At 61.7% G+C, this 17,503-nt stretch carries 14 protein-coding genes; 5 read left to right on the forward strand and 9 right to left on the reverse strand.

What is annotated here, in order from left to right; genetic code table 11:
• Positions 1-27 precede the first annotated feature (27 nt).
• The 3 genes from ABRP88_RS10075 to ABRP88_RS10085 form a co-directional block, all read right to left on the reverse strand.
• Positions 28-885: a sulfurtransferase gene (locus ABRP88_RS10075; protein WP_349837114.1), complete on the reverse strand. Its 858-nt coding sequence runs from the start codon at positions 883-885 to the stop codon at positions 28-30.
• 44 nt (positions 886-929) lie between these two features.
• Positions 930-3,485, reverse strand: a complete 2,556-nt coding sequence (clpB, locus tag ABRP88_RS10080) for an ATP-dependent chaperone ClpB (RefSeq protein ID WP_349837115.1) — start codon at positions 3,483-3,485, stop codon at positions 930-932.
• 374 nt (positions 3,486-3,859) lie between these two features.
• The gene (locus tag ABRP88_RS10085) at positions 3,860-5,236 is read right to left on the reverse strand and encodes a sodium/glutamate symporter (protein ID WP_349837116.1); all 1,377 of its coding nucleotides are present in this window, start codon (positions 5,234-5,236) and stop codon (positions 3,860-3,862) included.
• Positions 5,237-5,368: 132 nt separating this feature from the next.
• Here ABRP88_RS10085 and ABRP88_RS10090 point away from each other — a divergent pair, with 132 nt between their 5' ends.
• Positions 5,369-6,604: an NAD(P)-binding domain-containing protein gene (locus ABRP88_RS10090; protein ID WP_349837125.1), complete on the forward strand. Its 1,236-nt coding sequence runs from the start codon at positions 5,369-5,371 to the stop codon at positions 6,602-6,604.
• A gap of 57 nt (positions 6,605-6,661) precedes the next feature.
• Positions 6,662-7,900 carry an FAD-binding oxidoreductase gene (locus ABRP88_RS10095; RefSeq protein WP_349837117.1) on the forward strand — a complete coding sequence of 413 codons (1,239 nt, stop codon included), beginning with the start codon at positions 6,662-6,664 and terminating at the stop codon, positions 7,898-7,900.
• On the opposite strand, the gene ABRP88_RS10100 is transcribed toward ABRP88_RS10095, so the two are convergent.
• Positions 7,897-8,712, reverse strand: a complete 816-nt coding sequence (locus ABRP88_RS10100; RefSeq protein WP_284637508.1) for a carbon-nitrogen hydrolase family protein — start codon at positions 8,710-8,712, stop codon at positions 7,897-7,899. The two genes, ABRP88_RS10095 and ABRP88_RS10100, sit on opposite strands and share 4 nt — an antisense overlap.
• Before the next feature lie 91 nt (positions 8,713-8,803).
• Here ABRP88_RS10100 and ABRP88_RS10105 point away from each other — a divergent pair, with 91 nt between their 5' ends.
• Both ABRP88_RS10105 and ABRP88_RS10110 read left to right on the forward strand, forming a co-directional pair.
• Positions 8,804-9,067: a hypothetical protein gene (locus tag ABRP88_RS10105; protein WP_349837118.1), complete on the forward strand. Its 264-nt coding sequence runs from the start codon at positions 8,804-8,806 to the stop codon at positions 9,065-9,067.
• The gene (locus tag ABRP88_RS10110; protein WP_349837119.1) at positions 9,064-10,242 is read left to right on the forward strand and encodes an alpha/beta hydrolase; all 1,179 of its coding nucleotides are present in this window, start codon (positions 9,064-9,066) and stop codon (positions 10,240-10,242) included. The genes ABRP88_RS10105 and ABRP88_RS10110 overlap by 4 nt, the downstream gene beginning before the upstream one ends.
• A gap of 43 nt (positions 10,243-10,285) precedes the next feature.
• Here ABRP88_RS10110 and exaC read toward each other — a convergent pair whose 3' ends face one another.
• The 5 genes from exaC to dnaK form a co-directional block, all read right to left on the reverse strand.
• Entirely contained in the window at positions 10,286-11,806 is a 1,521-nt protein-coding gene (exaC, locus tag ABRP88_RS10115; RefSeq protein WP_349837120.1) for an acetaldehyde dehydrogenase ExaC, read from the reverse strand.
• Positions 11,807-12,217: 411 nt separating this feature from the next.
• Complete coding sequence (locus tag ABRP88_RS10120; RefSeq protein ID WP_349837121.1) at positions 12,218-12,745, reverse strand: heat shock protein transcriptional repressor HspR; 528 nt, start codon at positions 12,743-12,745, stop codon at positions 12,218-12,220.
• Between the two features lie 20 nt (positions 12,746-12,765).
• Positions 12,766-13,971 carry a molecular chaperone DnaJ gene (gene dnaJ, locus ABRP88_RS10125; RefSeq protein ID WP_349837122.1) on the reverse strand — a complete coding sequence of 402 codons (1,206 nt, stop codon included), beginning with the start codon at positions 13,969-13,971 and terminating at the stop codon, positions 12,766-12,768.
• A 98-nt stretch (positions 13,972-14,069) separates the two neighbouring features.
• A complete protein-coding gene (gene grpE, locus ABRP88_RS10130) occupies positions 14,070-14,792 on the reverse strand; it encodes a nucleotide exchange factor GrpE (RefSeq protein ID WP_005279390.1) in 723 nt (240 codons plus the stop codon).
• The gene (gene dnaK, locus ABRP88_RS10135; protein ID WP_349837123.1) at positions 14,792-16,657 is read right to left on the reverse strand and encodes a molecular chaperone DnaK; all 1,866 of its coding nucleotides are present in this window, start codon (positions 16,655-16,657) and stop codon (positions 14,792-14,794) included. Before dnaK ends, grpE begins: the two co-directional genes overlap by 1 nt.
• Before the next feature lie 467 nt (positions 16,658-17,124).
• Between dnaK and ABRP88_RS10140 the strand changes: the two genes are divergently transcribed.
• A complete protein-coding gene (locus ABRP88_RS10140) occupies positions 17,125-17,310 on the forward strand; it encodes a hypothetical protein (RefSeq protein ID WP_284770421.1) in 186 nt (61 codons plus the stop codon).
• Positions 17,311-17,503 lie beyond the last annotated feature (193 nt).

Raw genomic sequence — 17,503 nt, forward strand, 5'->3', positions numbered from 1 at the left:
AGTCGGAGTCGGAGCGATTAATTGGAATTAATCGTCAACCGAAGTCCTATCCCCGCGTTCCACCGGGTTAGTCGGGTCTGCGGACCACTGCGACCAGCCACCGATGTAGTGGCGCAGGCCGGTAAATCCAGCGTCCTCCATCGCTGCGAGTGCCAGCGCGGAGTGGTTGCCCGAACCGGAATAGATGATTGCGTCCTTGGTGTTTTCCTGGGTCAATCCGGCCGCGGCCAACACCTCACGGATTTCATCCGGCGACTTCAACGTGCGCACCCCATCGTTGTGGAAAAGGCGCTCGGGTACATTGACCGCACCGGGGATGTGGCCCGCCTTCAAATCTAGGTTCTCGCGGCGGCCGGCAAAGCGGTTGCTGGAGCGCGTATCAATGAGGACGCCATCATGCTTGCGGACGTCATCAATCGTGGCGGTAGGCAGCTGGCCGGGAGTGACCTCGAACGTCGAGCCGACCGCGATATTGCCCGGACCCGTGAGAGTCTCGTAACCGTGCGCGAGCCAGTTTTCCAGACCGCCATCGAGGATGCGCACATCGGTCAGGCCTGCCCACCGCAGCGTCCACCACGCGCGGCCGGCAAAAAGCCCGCGGCCCTCGTCATAGACCACCACGGGGCGGTCTTCCTGCAGGCCCCAAGAACGGATCCAGGACTGCAACTTATCTTCGTCCGGAAGCGGGTTGCGGCCATTGCGCGAGCCGGGAAGGCCGACGAAGGCCGCGCCGGTATCGCCAAAAAGCGCGGTGGGAATGTGCTGAGAAGCAAAGTCAATGAAGCTCTGGCCCGTCTTGGGCTGCCAGTGGGTGCCGAGGAGGGTGAAACGATCGCCGTGGTAGATGGATTCTTTGAGTTCCTGCGGGGAAACTAAAATGCTCATGCCTTCCAGTCTAAAGGCATGAGCATTATTTTTCGCCCGGTAATTTAGCGAGCAGAAATATCCAGCTCCGCGCCGCCATCGGCGACGTCGACGTGGACGGTATCGCCATCGGCAATATCACCGGCCAAAAGCTTCTTCGCTAGCTTGTCACCGATAGCCTGCTGGATGGTCCGGCGCAGCGGGCGGGCGCCGTAGGCGGGGTCATAGCCGCGGTCGGCCAACCAGGACTTGGCGGAATCGGATACCTGCAGCGTCAGGCGGCGGGCCTCCAGGCGCTCGGTGAGACCGCGCAGCTGGATGTCCACGATGCCGCGCAGCAGCTCCTCCGACAACGGCTCGAACATAACCACATCATCAAGACGGTTGATGAACTCGGGCTTGAAGGCCTTCTTCACGGCCTCCATGGTCTCGTCCTTCGTACCGCCGGCGCCCAGGTTGGACGTCAGAATGATGACGGTATTGCGGAAGTCGACGGTGCGACCTTGGCCATCGGTAAGCCGCCCCTCATCCAGGACTTGGAGGAGGACGTCGAAGACGTCGGGGTGGGCCTTTTCCACTTCGTCGAAAAGCACGAGCGTATAAGGCCGACGCCGCACGGCCTCGGTGAGCTGGCCACCGGCTTCGTGGCCGACGTATCCCGGAGGGGCACCGACGAGCCGGGAGACGGAGTGCTTCTCGCCGTATTCGGACATATCGATGCGCACCATGGCGGATTCATCGTCGAAGAGGAAGTCCGCCAGTGCCTTGGCCAGCTCCGTCTTACCCACGCCGGTAGGGCCGAGGAAGAGGAAGGAGCCGGTCGGGCGGTTAGGATCCGCCACTCCCGCGCGGGAGCGACGCACGGCATCGGAGACGGCAGTCACGGCCTCGCGCTGGCCGACGACCCGCTCGCCCAATACCGATTCCATATTCAGCAGCTTCTCGGTCTCACCCTGCAGCATCTTGCCGGCGGGGATGCCGGTCCACGCGGAGACGACCTCCGCGATAGTGTCCGGGCTAACCTCCTCATCCAGCATGGTATTGCGCTGGGCGGCGGCCTTTTCTTCGGCTGCGGCCAGGTCCTTTTCTAGCGGTGGGATCTTGCCGTAGTTTATCTCGGAGGCTAGGGCGAGATCGCCGTCGCGCTCGGCAATTTCTGCTTGGCGGCGGAGATCGTCGAGTTCCTCCTTAATATCCTGCACGTTATCAATGGCCTTCTTCTCGTTGGCCCAGCGCGCCTTGAGCTCGCCCAGTTTTTCGCGCTGGTCCGCGAGCTCGCCTTGCAGGGCGGCCAGGCGGTCTTGCGAGGCGGCGTCGGATTCCTTTTTGAGGGCGAGCTCTTCGATCTCCATGCGGCGAACGATGCGCTCGAGCTCATCGATTTCCTGCGGCGAGGAGTCGATTTCCATGCGCAGGCGGGAGCCGGCTTCATCGACTAGGTCGATGGCCTTGTCCGGCAGGAAGCGGTTGGTGATGTAGCGGTTCGATAGCTCCGCTGCCGAAACCAAGGCCGAGTCCATGATGCGCACGCCGTGGTGCACCTCGTAGCGCTCCTTGAGCCCGCGCAGGATACCGATGGTGTCTTCCACGGACGGCTCTGCGGCATAGACCTGCTGGAAACGTCGCTCGAGGGCGGCGTCCTTTTCGATGTACTTGCGGTACTCATCCAGCGTGGTTGCACCAACGAGGCGCAGCTCACCGCGGGCCAGCATGGGCTTGATCATGTTGCCAGCGTCCATGGAGCCTTCGCCGGTAGCGCCGGCGCCGACGATGGTGTGCAGCTCATCGATGAAGGTGATGATTTCGCCCTCAGACTGCTTAATCTCATCCAGCACAGCCTTGAGGCGCTCCTCGAACTCGCCGCGGAACTTGGCGCCGGCGACCATGGAACCGAGATCCAGGCTGATAAGCGTCTTGCCCTTCAGGGACTCAGGGACGTCGCCAGCCACGATGCGGCGGGCTAGGCCCTCTACGATGGCAGTCTTGCCGACGCCCGGCTCACCAATCAACACCGGATTGTTCTTCGTCCTGCGCGAAAGCACCTGGACGACGCGCCGGATTTCCTGATCGCGCCCGATGACCGGGTCGATCTTTCCCTCGCGCGCCCGCGCGGTGAGGTCGGTGGCGTACTTTTCCAGGGCCTGGAACTGGTCCTCCGGATTCTCCGAGGTCACCTTGGCGGCCCCACGCACGGAGGGGAAGGCGCCCTTGATGGCGTCGTAGGTTGCGCCGCGGCCGGTCAGTAACTCGGCAGCGTCGGTCTTCGAACCGGCGATGGCGGCGAGGAGGACTTCGGTGGACACGAACTCATCGCCAAGCTCGCCCGCCAATTCCTGCGACTTGGTCAGTACGTTTAAGCCATCCCGGTTGAATTGCGGGTTGGACATATTGGCGCCCTCGGCGCTGGGATAAGAGTTAACCAGCTCGCGCGCTTCTTTCAGCACGGTATCCGGGTCAACGCCGGTGGCCTTGAGCACCGGCGCGGCGATGCCGCCTTCCTGTCCAAGGATGGCAGCCAGCAGGTGCGCCGGCCGAATATCTGGGTTGCCATTCGCGGACGCGGTCTGCAGGGCTTCCTGCAGCGCTTCTTGTGTCTTGGTGGTGGGGTTAAAAGAACTCATGTGTACGTTTCTCCTTCTAAGATTTATTCATCCATTTTAAGGATTCACTTGGTATAACGCACATAAAGTTGAGCCTATTCCACTCAACCCAAAATTTTTTGAGTCCACCCGGCTCAACTTCCCACGCTATGCTCATCAGCTCTGCCGCAATGCCGCAACAGCCCTACCCAAGTCCTGTCGGCATAGGAGTGAGCACGCCGCGCTGTCACAACAGCCCTACCGAAGTCCGGCCGGCCTAGGAGTGGGGGTGCACGGTGCAATCGAGGTGGGGGTTAAGGGGGCATCGGCAAGCAAGCGAATTGGCGGCACAACAAAGCCGGGCCGCCACACCAAAAATGTGGGAGCCCGGCTTGCGCAGAGTAGATATGTGAGGGCTAGGTTTCTTGTTTCTGACCCACGTGGCCGATGCCCTCTTTGAAAATCGTGCCGCGCGGCGGGAGCAAGCCCATGAATTTGAACGTCAGGTACACGCCGATGGAAATGGCCAGCGAAACGGCACCGAACGCGCCGGTAAACCCGTACATCACCGCCATTGGTGCAATGATGGTCCACGAAATCTCGAACGGGCCGAAGCCGATGTAGGCCATGCCGTATTCGGACAGCGTGCCGGACTTCAGCTTCGGGTCAACGATCTTGAGCACGGCAATGCCGGTAGCCACGGTGGCCGTCGCCCAGCCCCAGCCGAAGATGCCGCGCTCGATCCAGCGCTCGCCAAAGAACTCGGCGGGGAACCACATCAAGAAGAAGGTACAGAAGATGGTGCCCAGAATGAACAGAACAAGCAGCGCCTGCCAGTAGGAAGCGATAGCGGCAGGAACGATGGCGGCCACGCCGAAGGCGATGAGGTAATCGGTAGCGGCACCGGAGATGGAGGATACGGAATCCTTATCCAGGTAATCCTCGGCGCCGACGAAGTGCATGATGGCGCGGAAGATGAGGCCGATAACCATGGACATCGCAAAGAGCGGGATGGAAACATTTTCCCAAATGCTGGAAATACCCTTATTGACGCCGTACGCCGCCATGACTGTGAGGATGATGAAGCCGAAGTGCAGCGCGAGCGGCTCGATGGAAGAGGGGTTGGTGGTCGCGCGGCCGAGGGAGGGACGCTCATCCAGGTTCTTGATGTAGCCGCGGCGAATCTCTTCCGGCAGCTTCTTGGGCACGTAGGATACCTTGCCCTTGCGGATGCCCCAGTTACCAGCGATGACGCCACCGATAATCGCGGCCAGCGTGCCGACGGTCGCGGAAGTAAAGCCCAGGGACGCTGCCGCCTCGGCGCCGACGCCCTCCAGCGCGCCACCCACAGCGGCGGCCGTGCCGAAACCACCGGTAAAGCCAACCGGCAGCATCATGCCGAACCAGTTGGGGGTATCAAAGACTGGGGCGAAGAAGAGCAGGCCGAGCACGATGAACAGGCCCCACTGGCCGGTGAACATCATGGTGGAATAGCCCCACATATTGCGCGCGCCCTTGCCCATGTTGCCGCCGACTTCCATGGAATACGCCATCGAGGCAAAGACCACGGCAATGAGGATAGAGGTGTAGTCGCCGAGGTTATCGGAGAAGTTGATCCAGCCCAGCACGTTGGGCCCGACGAGCAGGCCAAGCAGACCAGCGGTAATGGGGGCAGGCAGCAATAAGTCCTGGAAGATAAACTTCACTTGGTGGCGCAAAATATTGCCGATGACCATGAGTAAGGAAATCCAACCCACGTCCAGCATGAGCGTATAAGCGGAAAAATCTTCCATGGGAATCCTTTCTAGCTGTGCAGTTATGGCAGGTCGCTCACGTGCAGCGAGCGCGCAGATAAAAAGTACATTACATATCATGTAGTGAGCCACAACATACGGCGGATTTTTCACCCCCGCTACAATGGCACGGTGGAGCACTACCTCAGCATTATCATCGGCGCGGGCCAGGCAGGCTTGGCGACAGCCCACCAGCTCACCTCCCGCGGCCTTATCCCCGCCCAAGACTTTTTGCTTATCGATGCCAACCCCGCCCCCGGCGGCGCCTGGCGTCACCGGTGGGATTCCCTGACGCTGGGAAAGGCCCATAACATCGCGAGCCTGCCGGGCATGCCCGCCCCGCTTGCCGATGCCTCCTCCCCCGCCTCCCACGTAGTCGCCGCCTACTACGGCGCCTACGAAGATAAGTTCCAACTGCGGCCCTACCGCCCGGCGCGCGTCCGCAGCGTCCGTGCCCTGCCCGGAGAACCCGGCGCGAGCGGCGCACGCAATCCCCGCGGCGCACGCGGCGCGTTTCTCGTGACGCTGGAGTCCGGCGAGCAGTTTTCCGCGGACACCATCGTCAACGCCACCGGCACGTGGGATAGGCCGTATATCCCTTATATTCCGGGCATCGGCAGTTTTGGCGGGCGCCAACTGCACACCAAGGACTATTCGGCGGCGGAGGACTTTGCGGGGCAGCACGTGTTGGTCGTCGGCGGCGGGCTATCGGCGGTGCAGTTTCTATTGGAACTTGAGGGGCTCGCCCAGACCACTTGGGCCACGCGGCGGGCTCCGGATTTTACGAATACGGAGTTCGATAAGCAGTGGGGTTTGGATGTGGAAAAGAAGGTCCGCGAGCGGGTCTTTCGCGGCAATCCGCCGGCCTCGGTGGTCTCGACCACCGGGATTCCGCCCTGGCAGGAATACCTGGATGCGGTCGAGCGCGGCGTTTTGGTCTCGCGCGGCATGTTCGATGCCATCGATGCGACCGGTGTGCGGTTTGGCGAGTCTGCGACGAGCAGCAGGACTGCGGCGAGCGATGACTCTGCGGCGCACCGTGAGACGGTGGCGGACGGCGACACTGCTGTGAGCGGTGGGGTGGTGGGGGCATCGGAAAGCAGGGCGGCATGGCGGCCGTATCCGGCGGGCACGCACGTGGCGGTGGACGTCATCTTTTGGAATACCGGTTTCCGGCCGGTGCTGGACCACCTGGCGCCGTTGCGTTTGCGCTCGCGCAAGGGCGGGATTGTCATGCGCAACGAGGTCTTGCCTGTCGCGAACCCACGGGTGTTCCTCGCCGGATACGGGTCGACTGCCTCGACGGTGGGGGCGACGCGCGCGGGGCGCTTGGCGGCGCGCGGGGTTATCAAGGTGCTGGGTCTGTAGCCCCGGGGCCAAAATGCGCGCGCTAAAAGGCAGGCAAGCACACTAGGATGGGAAACCATGTGGGAATTGGGCGAGCACTTCCGGAAGTATGCAGACGACTACCGTAATGCGGTGCATGAGCAGTTTTTCCTCATGGTGCCGGAAGCGCGGCAGGTCTTTTCCCTTTCTATGCAGGACACCCACCGGTCCATGGTGCATGCATTGGCGTGGGTGATTGAACACGCAGAGCCCAGCAGCGCCGGTGCGAAGGCAGGGTCCGGGGTTGGGGCTGCGCTGCCCGAGGCCGTCCGGGAGAAGATCGCGCAGCTCGGCCGCGATCACCGCAGGCACGGCTTCCCGGCCGAGGTCTATGCGCGGTTCGAGAAGGCGCTCATCAAAGGCCTGCGGGTGTTGGCGCTGACGCGGTACCAATACGACTTCGCCTGCGCCGTCATCCACCAGGTCTGCGAGGAGATGGCCAGTGCGGCGCGCGAGGCGGACTTGGCTGGGGAGGCGCCGGCGTATTCGGGGCAGGTGGTCGCGGTGGATCGGCCGACGCGCGAAACCGCGGTCATTCGCGTCGAGGCAGGAATGCCCGCAGCCTTCGAGCCGGGGCAGTATTTCCCCGTTACCACCCAGTACCTTCCCGGTCAGTGGCGGATGCTCACCCCCGCGCAGCCAAGCGATGCCACCGGCCAGCTGGTCTTCCACGTCGCCGCGGTGGGCGAGGCCTCGCGGTCGCTTGCGCATACCAAGCCGGGCGATTGGTGGACGTTGGGCCGGCCCACCGGGTCCATCTGGCAGGACCTGCGCGAGCTGCGCGGGGGCAGGTTGGTCATCGTGGCCTATGGCACGGGCTGGGCAGCGGCGCGGTGCTTGGCGCTGGCGGCGCGCCAGGCCGCGGATGCGGGCGAGGAGGGCCTCGCGAAGAACCTGTCCCTGCAGATTTTTGCCGTTGCGAATAGCCCCGGCGCGCACTATGACACGCATTTCCAGCAGAACCTTGCGGCCCTCTACCCCGATCTCAGCCTGCGCCGCATCGTTCGGCAAGAAAACGACCCATGGTTGCTGGGGGCACGGCCGCTTGCCGATGCCGCCACCCTCACCCTCTCCCCCGACCCGACCGATGTAGTAGTCAACGAGGCCGAGTTATCCACAGGCGCGTCCACCCACTTCGCCCTCTTCGGCAGCGCCGAGGAAGTGGCGGAAGCGAGGAAGGGGTTGGAGAAAAGGGGCATCGGTAAGCAGTGGATCTTAAGCCACAGCTGGGGCCGCGACCGGGAATGGCTGCCGGAGGATTATGCGGCGCAGTCTTAGTCGTTAAGCTCTAGCACCGGCAGGGAGCGGCGCGTCTTCGCTACTTCTTGCGGGTCGATGTCGGCGTAGAGGATTTCGTCTTCGTAGCCGGCCTCGGCCACGCGCACGCCGTTGGGATCGACGATGGTGGAGTGCCCGATGCCGGTCGGGCCCGAGGGCGATCCGGCCTCAGCGTTGCCGCCTGGGCGGGATTGGCCCGCGGCGAGGATATAGCTGGTGGAATCCAGCGCCCGCGCGGCCGTGAGCAGGCGCCACTGCTCCAGCTTGCCGGGGCCATCTGCCCAGCTGGTGGGGACAACGATGAGCTGCGCGCCCTCGCGCGCCAAGTCCTTGAACTGCTCTGGGAAACGGATATCGTAGCAGACCACGACGCCGACGGTAAGGTCATCGACGTCAAAGGTCACCAGGGACTCCCCGGGCTGCACCGTATCGGATTCGCGGTAGTCAAAGGCATCGTAGGTGTGGATTTTCTCGTAGCCACCCAGCACGCCAGGGCCCGCGACGAGCGCGGTATTGGATACGCGGTTGATGGTCTTATCCTCGCGCTCGATGGTATCGGCTGGGCAGAACATGCCGACGACGACGGTGACCTCCAATTCCTCCGCCGCTTCCTGAATCGCGGTGGCGAACGGGCCTTCGAGGTTCTGCGCCTGCTCATCTAGGCGTCCCGAGCGGAAGTTCTGCGAGGTGGCCTCGGGCAGCACGATAAGGCGCGCGCCCGCCGCCGCGGCCTCGCGGATTTTATCCAGGGCGAGTTCTTGGTTTTCCTCGATGCTGCCGGTGGAGGTCAATTGCACTGCTGCTACTTTCATAAATCCCAACTTAGTGCAGCGTCACCTAGTTATCCACAGGTTGGCGGTTTTGCCCTCGCGGCTACAGCCCGCAGCGGCCACGCTTAAAGGCATGAGTTATGTAGATATTCCTGAACACCTTCCCGCACATGTACGCACCTTGAGGGCGCGGCCGGCGGCGGCGTTACCGGAGGCACACTTAAGCGTAGCCTCCCGGACGTCTGCCACCCTCCAGCGCGCGGTGGCGCAGTGGTCCGAGACGCAGCAACTTAGCGATGCCACCGTTTCCCAGCACCTGCGCAGCCTCCACTCCTTCCTAGACCGCAGCAGCGCGCTCGATTCCTCACTGGCTGCGAACTTGGGGAGGGCGCGATGAATTTATCCACTGCCCTGCGCCACAGCGCTGCGCAGCTTACTGCGGATCGCTCTGGACTGCAGAATCACTATGTGGACTCGCACCACGATTGGCGGTCGCTATCGCTGGGTGGACCCGCGGGCGTGGCGGCGCGCTCCAGTTTGGCGGAGGCCACCGAGTGGCTGAGTAGCCCGCTTGGGGAAATGGACCGAGTCATTGAAGTACTCGACCGGCATGCGGACCTGCAGGCCTGGCGCGAGGGAGTGGAGGCGCAGATTATTTCCTTTTTGGGCAAGGTCGATGAGTTTTCTGACCCCGCCGCGCTGGCTGGTGGCGTGCTGCTGCGGGAGGTTCGTGCGCTTGGCGATGCCCTCGATTGGCTCTGCGCCCAAGAAATCGACGCCCTCTGCACGCCCGCCGGGGTGGAACCACCGCAGCGGCTCGAGGATTTTGCCGATCTCCCCCTCGATACCATCCACGAGATCAACCTCGCCCAAGCCAGCGACCGCGTGGCGCAGCTGGCCGCGGATAACCCCGATATGCGCATCGTCGAAACCAGCCCCGGCCGGCTGGTGGCGCTGCTGGATCCGGAGGGTTTTCGCACGGAACCAGCGTCTGTGACCACGTTCGTTGAAGGCGTGCATTCCTCCGACCCCACCACCTGGCAGCGCGCCGTGGACCGCGGCCGCAATATTGCCACCGCAAGCGGTGGGCCGGCCGCCGTGTGGTTGGGCTACCAGGCCCCGTCGAGCTTGCCGCGCGCCGTGCACGCCGATCCCGCGCGTGCGGCGGGGCAGGAGCTGGCGCGGTTTCAGCGGGGCATCGGCAAGCGGTATCCGGGCGCAAAACGAACGGTGGTGGGCTATTCCTATGGCTCCGTCGTGACCGGATACGCGGCGCGCGAGAAGGAAATCGCCTCCGATATTGTGCTGGTGGGAAGCCCCGGCACGAGCGCCCAGCATGCCCGCGAACTGCACGGCACCGTGTGGGCGGCAACCAATGACAATGACCCCATCGCTATCGCGACGGGGCCACTGAGCGGGATCCACGGCCCGGATCCCACCGTCCAGTCCTTCGGTGCCGCTCCCCTCCCCGGCGCGGATGGCCTGCCCGGGGATCACGGGTCTTATTGGGAGGACCCGCAGTTCCTGCGCGGGCTAGGCACGGTGGCCGCCGGGGAATCGAAGCCGGATTAACGCGGGCTGTGGGGGCGCCGGTTGTGGGAACGCCAGTTGGGGCTTAGAACAGGCCTGCGGGGGCGTCGGAGTACGAGACCAGCATGTTCTTGGTTTCCTGGTAGTGGCCGAGCATCATCAAGTGATTCTCGCGGCCCAAGCCGGATTCCTTGTAGCCGCCGAAGGCGCTGTGTGCCGGGTAGTCGTGGTAGTGGTTGACCCACACGCGGCCGGCCTGAATATCGCGCCCGGCGCGGTAGCAGATGTTTTGCTGGCGCGACCATACACCGGCGCCCAAGCCGAAGTTGGTGGTATTTGCGATCTCGATGGCCTCGTCGTAGTCCTTGAACGTCGCCACAGAGAGCACCGGCCCGAAGATTTCCTCCTGGAAGATGCGCATCTCGTTGCTGCCCTTAAATACCGTGGGCTCGATGTAGTAGCCGTTTTCGAGGCCCTCGACCTTGTTCACATGGCCGCCGGTAAGCGTTTCCGCGCCTTCTTCTGGGCCGATCTTGAGGTACTCGGTGATCTTGTCCATCTGCTCTTGGGAGGCTTGGGCGCCCATCATGGTTTCGGTATCCAACGGGTGGCCGATCTTGATCTTCTTGACGCGTTCGATGGCGAGCTCCAAGAACTTATCGGCAATATCCTCATGGACCAAGGCGCGCGATGGGCAGGTGCAGACCTCGCCCTGGTTGAGCGCGAACATGACGAATCCTTCGACGCACTTTTCCAGGTAGGAGTCATCTTCATCCATGATGTCCTTGAAGAAGATGGACGGCGACTTACCGCCGAGCTCCAGGGTGACCGGGATGACCTTGTCTGCGGCGGCCTTATTGATGAGCTTGCCCACTGGGGTGGAGCCGGTGAACGCGATTTTGGCGATGCGGTCTGAACCCGACAGTGCCGCACCGGCTTCCTCACCCACGCCGTTGACGATATTGAGTACGCCATCTGGGAAGAGATCACCGATGATATCCATGAGCAACAAAATGGATGCCGGCGTTTGCTCCGCAGGCTTGAGCACGATGCAGTTACCAGCGGCTAGGGCCGGTGCGATCTTCCAAGAAGCCATGAGCAGCGGGAAGTTCCACGGGATGATTTGGCCAACCACGCCGAGCGGCTCGTGGAAGTGGTAGGCCACGGTGTCTTCGCTGATCTGAGACAGGCGGCCCTCTTGCGCGCGGATGGCGCCCGCGAAGTAGCGGAAGTGGTCAACGGCCAGTGGGATATCGGCGGCCAAGGTCTCGCGGACGGCCTTGCCGTTTTCCCAGGTTTCCGCGACGGCTATCTTTTCGAGGTTCTCTTCAATCCGGTCCGCGATGCGGTGCAACAAGAGTGCGCGCTCTGCTGGAGTTGTCTTGCCAAAGGTTGCAAACGCCTTTTCCGCGGCATCGATGGCCGCATTGATATCGGCTTCCTTGCCGCGGGCCACCTGACAAAATACTTCACCGGTCACGGGGCTGATGTTGTCCATATATTCGCCATCGACTGGCGGTACCCACTTGCCGCCGATGTAGTTGTCATAGCGGTCGCGGTAGTTGACGATGGCCCCTTCGGTTCCGGGTGCTGCGTACAAAGTCATGATGGTGGTGTCCTCTCGTGCAGAAATTTCGACTGTGGAGTTTGCCGTGTATGGCGCGTGCCACTACAGGTGTTCTACTGTGTTGTACCTCACCTGCTTTCCCGTCACAGTAATGCACTTTTTTGCATTTCGCACTAAATAGGGGTGGGAAATTAACATTTCTTCACAGCCCAAAGTCTGGTTGTGCGGGTGTACCAGTGTCCGGGTGAGGGTGCAGCGGCCTGCGAAAGGGCCAGGAACGGTAGGGGCCGATGGATCCCGAGAGGTCACCGCGTGTGAACCGAGAGAGCGAGGGACTCTTGGGCAGCAATAAACCCTCCATACCCGTGCGGGCGCTAGGCCGCGGCAAAGGTTTGGAGGGTTTAAATTGAGGTTTCTCGTCCGCAGGACGAATTAGGCGGTTTAGCTGGTTTAGCCGCTGCCGTTTCGGCGGTTGCGCTTGCGATCGCGCGCGGTGCGCGGGCTCCACATCACTACGGAGGTAGACCGCGGAACGTGGACGAGCTCACCGCTGCGTTGGGAACGCCCCGGGACCTGCGAGCCTTGCGGACCTTGCGCGCCGCGGGTGTGCTGCCCCTGTGCTTGGGGGTGTTGTGCCCCCGAACGCTGCCCGGCAGCAAGCTGATCGCGGAGGGCACGGACTTCATCGGCAAGCGCATCGCGCTCGGCCTCGAGCTGGTCGCGTTCTTCGGTTAGCTCGATGATGGATTTGATGCCGGCGAGATTGACTCCATCGTCTTGCGACAGCGCCTGAATCTTGCGGAGCAATTCAATATCGCGATCCGAATAACGGCGGCCGCCGCCGCGGGTGCGGGCCGGGGAGACCAAACCCATGCGGTCATAGGTGCGCAGGGTTTGGGCGTGCATCCCGGAAAGCTCGGCAGCCACGGAAATGACGTAAACGGCGGTGCCGGAGCCTTCTGCCTTTCCAGTACTCATTGTGCAATGCACCTCCTGCCTTAATTGCTCTCCGCGCCAGCCCAGCCTGCGCGGGGATTAAAGCCAGAGTCCTTTTCGGCTTGTGCATAGGTGCGCAGGGCGCTGGAGGCCGCTGCATCGAGCTTGGAAGGCACGGTGACCTGCACGCTCACCAAGAGGTCGCCAGCCTTGCCGGCGCGCTTGGCAATGCCACGCCCACGCACGCGCAGGGTACGGCCATCCGGGGTACCGGCGGGAATCTTCACGCGGACCGGGCTGTCCAAGGTGGGAACCGTGATGGTGTCACCAAGGGCGAGCTCGGCAAACGAGACAGGGACGGTGATGTGGATATCGTCGCCGTCGCGGGTAAAGACCTTGTCAGGCTTGACGGTGACCGCAACGAAGAGGTCACCGGCCGGGGTGCCATTCGGTCCGGCCTCGCCTTGGCCAGCGATGCGGACCTTTTGGCCGTCAATGACGCCGGCGGGGATACGGACCGTGATATTCCGGGTGCGGTGCACCGTTCCGGAGCCGTTGCAGTCTGGGCACGGATCTGGGATGCGGCGGCCCGTGCCATCGCAGTCCTTGCACGGGGCGGAAAAACCGAACGCACCGCGGTTTTCCGAGATGTACCCGGAGCCATTGCAGGTACCACATGTTGAGGTCTTGCCGGAGGAAGAACCCGAGCCGTGGCACGTGGTGCACGGCGCGTTACCGCTTAAGGCCAGCGGGATGGTGGTCCCCTTGGCGGCCTCGCGGAAATCGAGGGTTATTTCCGTTTCGACGTCGGCCCCCCGCGACGGTTTAGCTGAGTGGCCAGCACTACCGCTGCGGTTGAAAACGCTACCGAAGATATCCCCAAAACCGCCGCCTTGAGACGATCCTCCAGTGGCTCCTCCGAAGAGGTCCGAGAGGTCGAAGTCTTGCGCACCTTGTCCACCCATGTTCGTGGATCGAAACCCGCCGGGAAAGCCGGCGCCTCCGTTCCGTCCGAAGCCACCGCCGTTGCGCAGCATGGCCTTGAACTGGTCGTATTCCTTGCGTTCGGAGGCATCGGAAAGCACATCGTATGCTTCCGCAACCCGCTTGAACCGGTCCGCTGCCGCGGGATCATCGGGGTGGGTATCGGGGTGGTTTTCGCGGGCAAGCTTGCGGTACGCGCGCTTGATCTCGCTTTGGTCTGCGGACGAGGAGACCCCCAGATCCGCATAATAATCTTTGTCTGCCCATTCGGGTTTAGCGCTCACTGGGCATCTCCTCCTTTCAAGAAGAATCGGTTGTAGTTAGTAAAAAGGGCGCCAGGGGAAGTTGAACCAGTCAGTTCCCAAGGCGCCCATTTCCCGGATTAATCGGCTTGTTCGGTGCCTTCCGAACTGCCGGAATCCTCACCGGGGTCCGCGATGATAACCAGCGCGTTGCGCACCAGCCTCTCACCTACGCGGTAGCCCTGGCGCAGCACGGTGCCAAGCACCTGCTCATCGCCGGAGGATAAATCCTGCACGGCCTCGTGCATCTCTGGGTCGAAGGGTTCACCCTCTTCACCAAAGGCGGTGAGGTTGTGCTGCTCTAGGCCCTTGCGGAGCTTATCCGCAACCGCCTTGAGCGGGCCCTCCAGGTCACCGTGCTGCTTGGCCAAATCGAGGTCATCAAGAACCGGCAGCAAATCACTAATGACCTTTGCCTTCGCGGTCTCGATAACGGATTGGCGGTCACGCTCGGTGCGGCGGCGGTAGTTGGTGTATTCCGCATTTAGACGCTGGAGGTCTTCCGTGCGTTCTGCCAACTGCGCTTCCACATCGTTGGTGGCAGCACCGGTGGAGGTGGGCTCATCGCCCTCCGCCTCGGCTTCGACCTCATCGGCGTTGACATCAGCTAGCGCGTCTTCGAGGTCAGCATCAAGGGTGGGATCCAACTTGGCTTCTTCGGAGGCATCAGCCTGCGCGTCGTTGGCAGCCTGTGCTTCCTCGGCCTTTTCGGCGGCAGCCTCAGCGCGGTCAGCCGAGGTAGCCTCCGGATCCGTGTTTTCCGGGTCGCCTGGGTTTTGCGGCATTCCGCTGTCCTGAGTCATTACTTGTCGCCATCCTTGTTGTCGTCGGAGTTCTGCTCGTCTTCGTCCACAACTTCAGCGTCGACCACATTGGGGTCGCCCTGTGCAGCGCCGGCGTCAGCAGCACCCTCAGCGCCGCCCTCTGCAGCCTGGGCCTCGTAGATCTGCTTGCCCATCTCCTGGGATTCGGTGGACAGCTTCTCTACTGCGGACTTGATGGCATCGAGGTCATCGCCCTTCAGCGCCTCGTCCACGGCGTCAGCAGCCTCGGTGACCTTGGCCTTGGTGTCCTCAGAGACCTTGTCCTCATTGTCCTCCAAGAACTTGCGGGTCTGGTAGGAGGTGGACTCTGCGTTATTGCGCAGTTCCTGCTCCTCGCGACGCTTCTTGTCTTCCTCAGCGTGCTGCTCGGCATCCTTGACCATGCGGTCGATCTCTTCCTGGGAAAGGCCAGAGCCTTCCTGGATCTTGATGGTGTTTTCCTTGCCGGTGCCCTTGTCCTTGGCGGTCACGTGGACGATGCCGTTGGCGTCGATGTCGAAGGTGACCTCAATCTGGGGCACGCCGCGAGGTGCCGGTGCGATGCCGCCGAGCTCGAAGGAACCAAGCAGCTTATTGGCGGTAGCCATCTCGCGCTCACCCTGGAAGACCTGGATCTGCACGGAAGGCTGGTTGTCTTCTGCGGTCGTGAAGGTCTCGGACTTCTTGGTCGGGATGGTGGTGTTGCGCTCGATGAGCTTGGTCATCACGCCGCCCTTGGTTTCAATGCCGAGGGAGAGCGGGGTGACATCGAGAAGCAGCACGTCCTTAACCTCACCGCGCAGCACACCTGCCTGGAGGGCAGCACCCACTGCAACGACCTCGTCCGGGTTAACGCCCTTGTTCGGGTCCTTGCTGGTCAGCTCCTTGACCAGGTCAGATACGGCCGGCATACGGGTGGAACCGCCGACCAGCACAACGTGGTCGATATCGCCAACGGAAAGGTCAGCATCCTTGATGACCTGGTTGAACGGAGCCTTGGTGCGGTCCAGCAGATCCTGGGTAATCTTCTGGAACTCAGTGCGGGTCAGGGTCTCGTCCAAGAACAGTGGGTTCTTGTCGGAGTCAACGGTGATGTAAGGCAGGTTGATGTTGGCCTGCTGGGAGGAGGACAGCTCAATCTTGGCCTTCTCTGCAGCCTCGCGCAGACGCTGCACGGCGCGCTTGTCCTTGGTCAGGTCAACGCCCTGGGAGCTCTTGAAGCGGTCAACCAACCAGTCAACGATGCGCTGATCCCAGTCATCGCCGCCCAAGGTGTTGTCACCTGCGGTAGCCATAACCTCAACGACGCCATCGCCGATTTCCAGCAAGGACACGTCGAAGGTGCCGCCGCCCAAGTCGAAGACCAGGATGGTCTGCTCTTGCTCGCCCTTTTCCAGGCCGTATGCAAGTGCGGCCGCGGTGGGCTCGTTGACGATGCGCAGGACGTTCAGGCCGGCAATCTGGCCAGCTTCCTTGGTGGCCTGACGCTGTGCGTCCTCGAAGTATGCAGGGACGGTAATAACGGCGTCCGTAACATCCTCGCCCAAGTAGGACTCTGCATCGCGCTTCAGCTTCATCAGCGTGCGAGCGGAAATCTCCTGGGAGGTGTAGTCCTTGTCATCAATGTTGACGGTCCAGTCAGTACCAATGTGGCGCTTGACGGAGCGGATGGTGCGGTCCACGTTGGTCACAGCCTGGTTCTTGGCGGACTGACCAACCAAGATTTCGCCGTTCTTAGCAAACGCTACAACGGAAGGCGTGGTGCGGGAGCCTTCGGAGTTAGCGATAACGGTGGACTCGCCACCTTCCAATACGGAAACGACGGAGTTCGTCGTACCCAGGTCAATACCTACTGCGCGTCCCATGGTTCATTCTCCTTTTTATCGAGTGCAGTTAATAAAGTTGATTGTCGGTGACTCAACTTCTCGTTGCGTCCGTGCGCTACTCTAACAGAAGTTGCGAACTCGTTCATAAATTCTTGAGCCCGTGTCACTCAATCTTTATAACCGTTAAGGCTCAAATCTTATTCCCACCGACTCAACTCTCCTTAAAAACTATCCCCCTTTTCCCAGTTCTTAGCCTCAAACCCGTGTCCCTCTTCTACATCAAGCGGGAGCGACCCACCTTTTGAAAAACAAACTCTGCCACACCCAAAAGCTACCCAAAGGGTCGTAAAAAGGTGGCCAAAAGTTACCTCACAAAGGGTCCAAAAGAGGCTTGGCAGGCGTATTTAACTCGCACATACTGGAAACCACAGCAGCCACTGATGTGGTTGCTACCCAGAGAGAGATTGATTTGTAGTTTCACTCCGCCAACTCGAAAGGAAACACCGATGCTCGGTACCCTCGTAAACCTCAGCTCCGCCCTCGACTTCGAGGCAATCTTCAAGGCCATCAAGGGCATTGCTGAACTGTCCTCCGAGTCCAACTCCGACTCCGCAGGCCTGTCCTCCGTATTCGAGGGCCTGTCCTCCAAGGACAACGCTGACGCTGCTACCGAAGCCGCAGCTAACGCTTAAGTAAACCTTCGCGTTTACACTCCTTCATGAAGACCGACTAAACCCCCGCACTTTTCCATGCAGGTTTTAAACCTCGCACCGGAAGGTGCGGGGTTTAGTTGTTTTCATTTGCTGGTGGCGGATTCTAAGGATCGTGGAAACACCTGACCTTGATTGGTGGTGTTTGTGGTGTCGAGTCGTTGGGATCCTTCGC

Source organism: Corynebacterium sp. KPL2734 (genome assembly GCF_040225595.1).
GTDB lineage: Bacteria > Actinomycetota > Actinomycetes > Mycobacteriales > Mycobacteriaceae > Corynebacterium > Corynebacterium rhinophilum.

Bases quoted from the DNA above. Each gene is read 5' to 3' on its own strand.
- ABRP88_RS10075 (WP_349837114.1), bottom strand. From the start codon at position 885: ATGAGCATTTTAGTTTCCCCGCAGGAACTCAAAGAATCCATCTACCAC.
- grpE (WP_005279390.1), bottom strand. From the start codon at position 14,792: ATGACTCAGGACAGCGGAATGCCGCAAAACCCAGGCGACCCGGAAAAC.
- ABRP88_RS10095 (WP_349837117.1), top strand. From the start codon at position 6,662: ATGTGGGAATTGGGCGAGCACTTCCGGAAGTATGCAGACGACTACCGT.
- dnaK (WP_349837123.1), bottom strand. From the start codon at position 16,657: ATGGGACGCGCAGTAGGTATTGACCTGGGTACGACGAACTCCGTCGTT.
- clpB (WP_349837115.1), bottom strand. From the start codon at position 3,485: ATGAGTTCTTTTAACCCCACCACCAAGACACAAGAAGCGCTGCAGGAA.
- ABRP88_RS10085 (WP_349837116.1), bottom strand. From the start codon at position 5,236: ATGGAAGATTTTTCCGCTTATACGCTCATGCTGGACGTGGGTTGGATT.
- exaC (WP_349837120.1), bottom strand. From the start codon at position 11,806: ATGACTTTGTACGCAGCACCCGGAACCGAAGGGGCCATCGTCAACTAC.
- ABRP88_RS10110 (WP_349837119.1), top strand. From the start codon at position 9,064: ATGAATTTATCCACTGCCCTGCGCCACAGCGCTGCGCAGCTTACTGCG.
- ABRP88_RS10105 (WP_349837118.1), top strand. From the start codon at position 8,804: ATGAGTTATGTAGATATTCCTGAACACCTTCCCGCACATGTACGCACC.
- ABRP88_RS10120 (WP_349837121.1), bottom strand. From the start codon at position 12,745: ATGAGTACTGGAAAGGCAGAAGGCTCCGGCACCGCCGTTTACGTCATT.
- ABRP88_RS10100 (WP_284637508.1), bottom strand. From the start codon at position 8,712: ATGAAAGTAGCAGCAGTGCAATTGACCTCCACCGGCAGCATCGAGGAA.
- ABRP88_RS10140 (WP_284770421.1), top strand. From the start codon at position 17,125: ATGCTCGGTACCCTCGTAAACCTCAGCTCCGCCCTCGACTTCGAGGCA.